Here is a 7,035-nt window from a genome sequence, read left to right as displayed (position 1 = left end):
GGCTTTCATCGGTGTTCTCCCCATGTCGTGACTGTAACCAGCGCGCATGAAGCTGGGATTACGAACGCGGGTCATTCTCGTGCCTCGCGTACCCTGACTGCATGCACACGAGACGGATGCCGCGGCGCTCGTCTCCACGCGCGCGGTCGACCGGTTCGGGCTCGGCCGCCGCGGGCGACTCCGTCCGGGCTGGGTCGCCGACCTCGTGCTCGTCGATCCCGACCGCGTGCGTGACCGCGCCACCTACGACGCGCCGCTCGCACTCGCGGAGGGCATCGACGACGTGCTCGTCGCCGGCGTGCCGGTGCTGGCGGGCGGCGAGCTCACCGGGGCGACGCCCGGTCGCGGCATCCGCAGATCGCGTCCGTCGCCGAACCCCGAGGAGGTCTGACATGTCGCAGAGCGTGACCCGCGCCGCGCGCATCATCGACGCGATCGCCGCCGACCCGCGCACCGTGGCCGAGCTCGCCGAGTCGTTCGGCCTGCACCGGTCGACGATGTTCCGGGAGCTGCAGTCCCTCGAGGAGGTCGGCTGGGTCCGCCGCCGAGGCAGCGGCCGCTACGCCCTCGGCACCCGCCTCGCCGCGCTCTCGCGACAGGCCCTCGACTCGCTCGACCTGCGCGACGCCGGCGCCGAGCACGTGCGGCGCCTGCACCGACGAACCGGCAACACCGTGCACCTCGCGGCGCTCATGGACCGCTCGATCGTCTATGTCGACAAGGCCGAGGACGAGGCGGGGGTGCGCATGTACTCGCGCGTCGGCAAGGCCGTGATCCCCTACAGCTCCGCAGTCGGAAAGGCGATCCTCGCGGACCTTGACGCGGCCGGCCGCGACGCGGTGCTCGGCGGCGTGACCTGGGAGCGCCACACCGAGCACACCATCACCACCCGGGACCAGCTCGACCGCGAGCTCGCCGTCGTGGCCGAGCGCGGCTGGGCGGTCGACGACCGCGAGTTCGAGCCGTTCGTGAACTGCATCGCCGTGCCGATCCGCAGCTCGCTCGGCGTCGTCGGGGCGATCTCCGTCAGCGCGGTGCGCATGGTGGCCGACCTCGAACGACTGCAGACCTTCCTGCCGGCCCTGCGCGAGGCCGCCGACGCCATCGCCGACGAGATCGGGTGAGCGGATGCCGCGGGCGCGCGCCGGCGGCATCCGTCACCCCAGCCCCGACCGACCACCGAACCGAAACCGAACCGAACACCGGAGGAACCATGTCCAAGACCGCCGTCACGCTCTCGAACGCCCCCAAGCCCGCCGGGCCCTACAGCCACGGCGTGGTCGCCAACGGCTTCCTCTACACCGCCGGATTCGGCCCGCAGGACCCCGCAACCGGCCAGGTCGTCGAGGGCGGCGCCGCCGAGCAGACCCGCCAGGTGCTCCGCAACATCGGCGCGGTGCTCACCGAGTACGGCCTCACGTTCGACGACGTCGTGAAGGTGACCGCGCACCTCGAGGACCTCGCCGACTTCGCCGAGTACAACGTCGCCTACGCCGAGTTCTTCACCGAGCCCTACCCCGTACGCACCACGGTCGGGTCGCGGCTGGCGAACATCCTCGTCGAGATCGACGTGGTGGCGGCGCTCCCGCAGGACTGACGGGGGGGCGGGCCTGCCCCGCGGCGCGGGAGCGGGACGGCCGGGTGCAATGAGGACGCAGGAGAATCGGGCCCTTGACTGCCATGTGGGCGTCATGACGCCGATTCTCCTGTGTTTTCTCGGGCCTCAGAGCCCGAGCCGCTCGAGCTCGGCGTCCATGCGGCGCGCGAGCTCGGCGTAGCCCTCGTCGTTCGGGTGGATGCCGTCGGCCGCCATCCACTCGGGGTGCCCCTCGAGCCAGTGCGACGCGCCCCCGATGTAGTCCGCGCCGACCTCGTCGGCGGCCGCTTCGACCCACCCGATGATCTGCTCGACCGAGTCGGGCCTCTCGTCGGTGTACCAGAACGGCTCCACGACCACGAGTCGCGCCTCGGGGAGTTCGCGGCTGAGCCGCTCGAGGTCGACGCCGATCGCCGCCTCGATGTCATCGGCACGCGACGGCATCGAGAAGTTGTCGTTCAGCCCCATCGTGACGACGACGAGGTCGGGCGCCGGCTCGTGTCCGACGATCTGGTCGACGAGATCGACGCCCGTCGCGCCCTGGCCCTCCGGACCCGGCTCCCGGTGGTTCACGAATCCCAGCCCGTCGACGCTGGGATTGAACTCCCACCAATCCCGCTCAGCGGCCACGATGCTGGACCAGCGGTGCTCGGGCGCGCTCGCGCCCGTGCCGCGGGTGTACGAGTCGCCGTAGAAGGCGGCGACGACCTGTCCGGGAGACGGTGATGCCGCCTGCTCGGGCGCCGACGACGCAGGCCTGCCGCACGCGGCCAGCAGCGCGACGGATGCCGCGGCGGCGAGCACCGCGATCGCCCGTGCTGCCCGCCGCATCCGTCGAAGCCGACCGCTGCTGCCCGCGTCCATGAACGTGGTTCGGTACCCGCGAGCGAGCGGATGCCGCGCCGCGCCGGCTAGACGGCGACGGGCAGCTTCGCCGCCACCAGCTCCGCGATCTGCACGGCGTTCAGCGCCGCGCCCTTGCGCAGGTTGTCGTTCGAGACGAAGAGCACGAGGCCCGTGCCGTCGGGCGCGCTCTGGTCCTGGCGGATGCGACCGACGTAGCTCGGGTCGGTGCCGGCGGCCTGCAGCGGCGTGGGCACGTCGGAGAGCGCGACGCCCGGGGCATCCGCCAGCAGCTCGGTCGCGCGCTCGGGCGTGATCGGATTGGCGAACTCGGCGTGGATCGACAGCGAGTGGCCCGTGAAGACGGGGACGCGCACGCACGTGCCGGCGACGCGCAGGCCGGGCAGCTCGAGGATCTTGCGGCTCTCGTTGCGGAGCTTCTTCTCCTCGTCGGTCTCGAGGTCGCCGTCGTCGACGATCGAGCCCGCGAGCGGGATGACGTCGAACGCGATGGTGCGCGGGAACTTCTGCGCCTCGGGGAACTCGACCGCGCGGCCGTCGTGCACGAGCTGGATGGCGTCCTGCGCGACGGCGGCACGCGCCTGCTCGAGCAGCTCCTCGCCGCCGGCGAGCCCCGCACCGGACACGGCCTGGTAGGTGGACACCATGAGGCGCTCGAGGCCGGCCTCGTCGTGCAGCACCTTCAGCACGGGCATGGCCGCCATCGTGGTGCAGTTCGGGTTCGCGATGATGCCCTTGCGCGCCTCGTCGATGGCGTGCGGATTGACCTCGCTGACCACGAGCGGCACGTCGGGGTCCATGCGCCAGCCGCTCGAGTTGTCGATGACGGTGACGCCGGCAGCGGCGAAGCGGGGTGCCTGGGCCTTCGAGAGCGTCGCGCCGGCGGAGAAGATCGCGATGTCGAGGCCCGACGGGTCGGCCGTCGAGGCATCCTCGATGACGATGTCCTGGCCCTTCCACGGCAGGGTCGAGCCCGCTGACCGCGCCGAGGCGAAGTAGCGGATCGAGGCGACCGGGAAGTCGCGCTCCTCGAGGAGGCGGCGCACGACGGCGCCGACCTGGCCGGTGGCGCCGACGACGCCGATGTTCACTCCGTTGGTGTTGCCCACGTGGTCTCCTCCATCACCCGGTCGGCCGAGCCGACGGGAAGCGTTCTTCCATTGTCCCAGCCTCCGCGACCCTCGTCCGCCGTCAGCGGAACGTTGGCAGGATTCCCCCGCCGAGGGAGCGGATTTCGACGATGTCGTGCCCCGTGGCATCCGCGATCGACGGATGCCGCAGCCCACGACCCGCCGTCAGCGGCCCGTGCCGGCGTGCACGACCGCGTCGTCCTCGCCGTCGAGCTCGAACGCCGTGTGCACCGCGCGCGCGGCCGCGTGCACGCTGTCGGCGCGCGTCACGACCGAGATGCGGATCTCGCTCGTGGAGATCATCTCGATGTTGATGCCGGCCTCGTACAGGGCTTCGAAGAGCCGCGCCGACACCCCCGCCGCCGACCGCATCGCGTTGCCGACGAGCGAGAGCTTGCCGATCTGGTCGTCGTACTGCAGCGAGTTGAAGCCGATCGCCTCCTGCGAGTTCGACAACGCGGTGAGCGCCCGCTCGCCGTCGGACTTCGGCAGCGTGAACGAGATGTCGGTGCGCCCCGTCGACGCGGCCGACACGTTCTGCACGATCATGTCGACGTTCGCGTTGGTGTTCGCGACGATCTTGAAGATCTTGGCGGCCACACCGGGCACGTCGGGCACGCCGACGACGGTGATCTTCGCCTCGGTCAGGTCGACCGCGACGCCCGCGATGACGGACTCTTCCACTGCTGCTCCTTCGGGAAGACGCGAGGGGTCGTAGACGATCGTCCCCTCGCTGTTGTTGAACGACGAACGCACGTGCAGGGTGACGCCGTGGCGCCGGGCGAACTCGACCGCCCTGATGTGCAGCACCTTGGCTCCGGATGCCGCGAGCTCGAGCATCTCCTCGCTGGTGATGCGGTCGAGCTTGCGGGCCTTCTTCACGATGCGCGGGTCGGACGTGAACACGCCGTCGACATCGGTGTAGATCTCGCAGACGTCGGCGTCGAGCGCCGCGGCGAGGGCGACGGCCGTGGTGTCGCTGCCGCCGCGGCCGAGGGTCGTGATGTCGCGCGACTCGCGGCTGAAGCCCTGGAAGCCGGCGACGATGACGATCGCACCCTCGTCGAGCGCCTCGCGGAGCCGCACCGGGGTGACATCGACGATGCGGGCCGCGCCGTGCGTGGCATCCGTGATCATGCCGGCCTGGCTGCCCGTGAAGGAACGCGCCTCGTGGCCCATGCTCTTGATCGCCATCGCGAGCAGCGCCATGGAGATGCGCTCACCCGCCGAGAGCAGCATGTCGAGCTCGCGCGGCGCCGGGATCGGCGTGACCTCGGTCGCGAGGTCGAGGAGCTCGTCGGTCGTGTCACCCATCGCGGAGACGGCGACCACCACGTCATTGCCCGCCTTGCGGGTCTCGACGATGCGCTTGGCGACTCGCTTGATGCTCTCCGCGTCGGCGACGGATGACCCGCCGAACTTCTGCACGATCAAGCTCACGTGGTCTCCCGGGGGTGGTCGCTGGCGCCGGGTATCGTTCGTGCGGCGGCCGGAAGCACCATCATACGGCGGCGCGTATACGGCCCCGGCAATGTGACGGCGGCGGTCGGGCCGCCGATAGAGTGCGGTCATGTCGGAGGCGCTGGAACCCTGGAAGGACTTCAACGTGGCCATGGTGGGGGCCACGGCGGCGCTCGCGGGCCTGCTCATCGTGGCCATGTCGGTGAACATCGCGACGATCATGGCGTCGGCCACGCTGCCGGCGCGGGCAGGTGCCTCGGTGGCCACGCTCGTGCTGGCCATCGTCGCCGGGGCGTTCGGCCTCGTGCCCGGCCAGCCGGTCGAGCTCTACGGCGCGGAGGTGCTGGCCGGCGCCGTCGCCGCCGGCGTGTTCCAGGTGCACTCGATGCGGGTGCTCGCCACGAAGGACCGCGTCTCCTCGCAGTGGGGGCGATTCGCGAAGGCGACGGTCGGGGTGCTGCCGCTCCTCGGATTCCTCGTCGGCGGCGTGCTCCTGGTGACAGGTTCGGCCGCCGCCGGGCTCGCGTTCGTGGCCGGCGGCTCGGTGCTCGCCGTGATCACGTCGATCGTGCTGGCGTGGGTCGTGCTCGTCGAGGTGCTGCGGTAGTTCACCCCTCGTGCGGCCTCGGCATGTACCACTCGGTGAACTCCGTGGCCCGGCCGTCGTCGGCCAGGCGCACGATCCACAGGTTGATGTAGTCGCGCTCCGCCGGATACTCCGTGCGGCCCTGCACGACGGCGAACCCGTCGTGCTCGTGGATCACGTCCCAGTCGAACGTCCACGTGCCCGGCTCGTCGAGGTCGTCGAGCCAGCCCGCGACGATCGCCTCGCGGCCACGCCGCGGCTCCGAGTCGGGACTGGTCAGGTAGACCGCGTCATCGGTGAACAACGCGCCGATCTGCTCGGGGTCGTTCGACTTCCATGCCGCGACGTAGTTCGCGACCCATTCCTCACCCGTGGTGGCCATGGTTCCGTTCTACGCGGGGCCACCGACATCCACAACCGGCCCGGTACGCCTCCCGTGAGGGTCAGCCGACGACGCGGCGGCCCTCGAACGCCCGACCGAGGGTGACCTCGTCGGCGTACTCGAGGTCGCCGCCGACGGGCAGCCCGGAGGCGAGGCGCGTGACCCGGATCTCGAGCGTGGTCAGCAGGCGGCTGAGGTAGGTCGCCGTGGCCTCTCCCTCGAGGTTGGGGTCGGTGGCGATGATCACCTCGGTGACGGTGCCGTCGGCGAGCCGCTGCATGAGCTGGCGGATGCGGAGTTCGTCGGGCCCGATGCCGTCGATCGGACTGATCGCACCGCCGAGCACGTGGTAGAGCCCCCGGAACTCGCGGGTGCGCTCGATCGCGACGACGTCCTTCGCCTCCTCGACCACGCAGATCAGCGCGGGGTCGCGGCGCGGGTCGCGGCAGATCAGGCACGTCGACTGCTCCGACACGTTGCCGCAGATCTCGCAGAACCGCACCTTGTCGCGCACCTCGGTGAGGATCTCGGCGAGCCGCGACACGTCGAAGTGCTCGGTCTGCACGATGTGGAACGCGATGCGCTGCGCCGACTTCGGCCCGATGCCGGGGAGGCGACCGAGCTCGTCGATCAGTTCCTGGACGATGCCCTCGTACACGCGCTACCCCCGTTCCCCGAAGCCGGGGCGCGCGGGCGCCTCGACCTCTTCGAGGAACGTCGCTCCGAGCACCTCGCGCACCACGGCCTCGCCGTAGCGCTGGATGCCGTCGGTCGGCGGCGAGGCGGTGGCCCCGCGCGCCGCGTTGCTCCGGGGCGCACGCCGCACGGGGGCGGCGGCCGGGACCACGGGCTCCAGGTCGATGTCTGGCGGGGGCCCGGGATCGAACGGGGGCTCGTCGTCTTCGGGCGGCGCGTCGGCATCGTCAGGCACGTCGTCGATGACATCGGGCGCCGCACCGGGCCGTTCGGCCACGGCGATCGAACTCGCGCCCGCGCCGAGCGCCGACGAGGGAGC

General features: G+C 71.2%; 9 protein-coding genes and 1 pseudogene. 4 read left to right on the top strand and 6 right to left on the bottom strand.

Going from position 1 to position 7,035, the window contains the following annotated elements; genetic code table 11:
* Positions 1–226 precede the first annotated feature (226 nt).
* From GH736_RS24585 to GH736_RS14240, 3 genes are all read left to right on the top strand, one after another.
* A complete protein-coding gene (locus GH736_RS24585; RefSeq protein ID WP_203230775.1) occupies positions 227–391 on the top strand; it encodes a hypothetical protein in 165 nt (54 codons plus the stop codon).
* Position 392: 1 nt separating this feature from the next.
* Positions 393–1,124: an IclR family transcriptional regulator gene (locus GH736_RS14245; RefSeq protein WP_159604413.1), complete on the top strand. Its 732-nt coding sequence runs from the start codon at positions 393–395 to the stop codon at positions 1,122–1,124.
* Positions 1,125–1,213: 89 nt separating this feature from the next.
* Entirely contained in the window at positions 1,214–1,597 is a 384-nt protein-coding gene (locus GH736_RS14240) for a RidA family protein (RefSeq protein WP_159604411.1), read from the top strand.
* 126 nt (positions 1,598–1,723) lie between these two features.
* On the opposite strand, the gene GH736_RS14235 is transcribed toward GH736_RS14240, so the two are convergent.
* The 3 genes from GH736_RS14235 to GH736_RS14225 form a co-directional block, all read right to left on the bottom strand.
* Positions 1,724–2,428, bottom strand: coding sequence for an SGNH/GDSL hydrolase family protein (locus tag GH736_RS14235; protein WP_159604409.1), 705 nt, complete (start codon positions 2,426–2,428; stop codon positions 1,724–1,726).
* Between the two features lie 80 nt (positions 2,429–2,508).
* Positions 2,509–3,570, bottom strand: coding sequence for an aspartate-semialdehyde dehydrogenase (locus GH736_RS14230; protein WP_235934238.1), 1,062 nt, complete (start codon positions 3,568–3,570; stop codon positions 2,509–2,511).
* Between the two features lie 186 nt (positions 3,571–3,756).
* A complete protein-coding gene (locus GH736_RS14225) occupies positions 3,757–5,031 on the bottom strand; it encodes an aspartate kinase (RefSeq protein WP_159604398.1) in 1,275 nt (424 codons plus the stop codon).
* 130 nt (positions 5,032–5,161) lie between these two features.
* On the opposite strand from GH736_RS14225, the gene GH736_RS14220 reads away from it, so the two are divergent.
* On the top strand, positions 5,162–5,659 hold the full coding sequence (locus GH736_RS14220) for a hypothetical protein (RefSeq protein WP_159604396.1): 498 nt from the start codon (positions 5,162–5,164) through the stop codon (positions 5,657–5,659).
* A gap of 1 nt (position 5,660) precedes the next feature.
* Here the strand turns inward: GH736_RS14220 and GH736_RS14215 are convergent, their stop codons facing one another.
* The 3 genes and pseudogenes from GH736_RS14215 to GH736_RS14205 form a co-directional block, all read right to left on the bottom strand.
* Positions 5,661–6,020: a nuclear transport factor 2 family protein gene (locus GH736_RS14215; protein ID WP_159604394.1), complete on the bottom strand. Its 360-nt coding sequence runs from the start codon at positions 6,018–6,020 to the stop codon at positions 5,661–5,663.
* A gap of 61 nt (positions 6,021–6,081) precedes the next feature.
* Positions 6,082–6,678, bottom strand: a complete 597-nt coding sequence (gene recR, locus GH736_RS14210) for a recombination mediator RecR (protein WP_159604383.1) — start codon at positions 6,676–6,678, stop codon at positions 6,082–6,084.
* A gap of 3 nt (positions 6,679–6,681) precedes the next feature.
* Positions 6,682–7,035, bottom strand: a pseudogene (locus GH736_RS14205) (hypothetical protein); the annotation flags it as partial.

Origin of the sequence: Agromyces humi (assembly GCF_009720255.1) — a bacterium.
GTDB lineage: Bacteria > Actinomycetota > Actinomycetes > Actinomycetales > Microbacteriaceae > Agromyces > Agromyces humi.
This window is presented reverse-complemented; position numbering and strand designations above follow the sequence as displayed.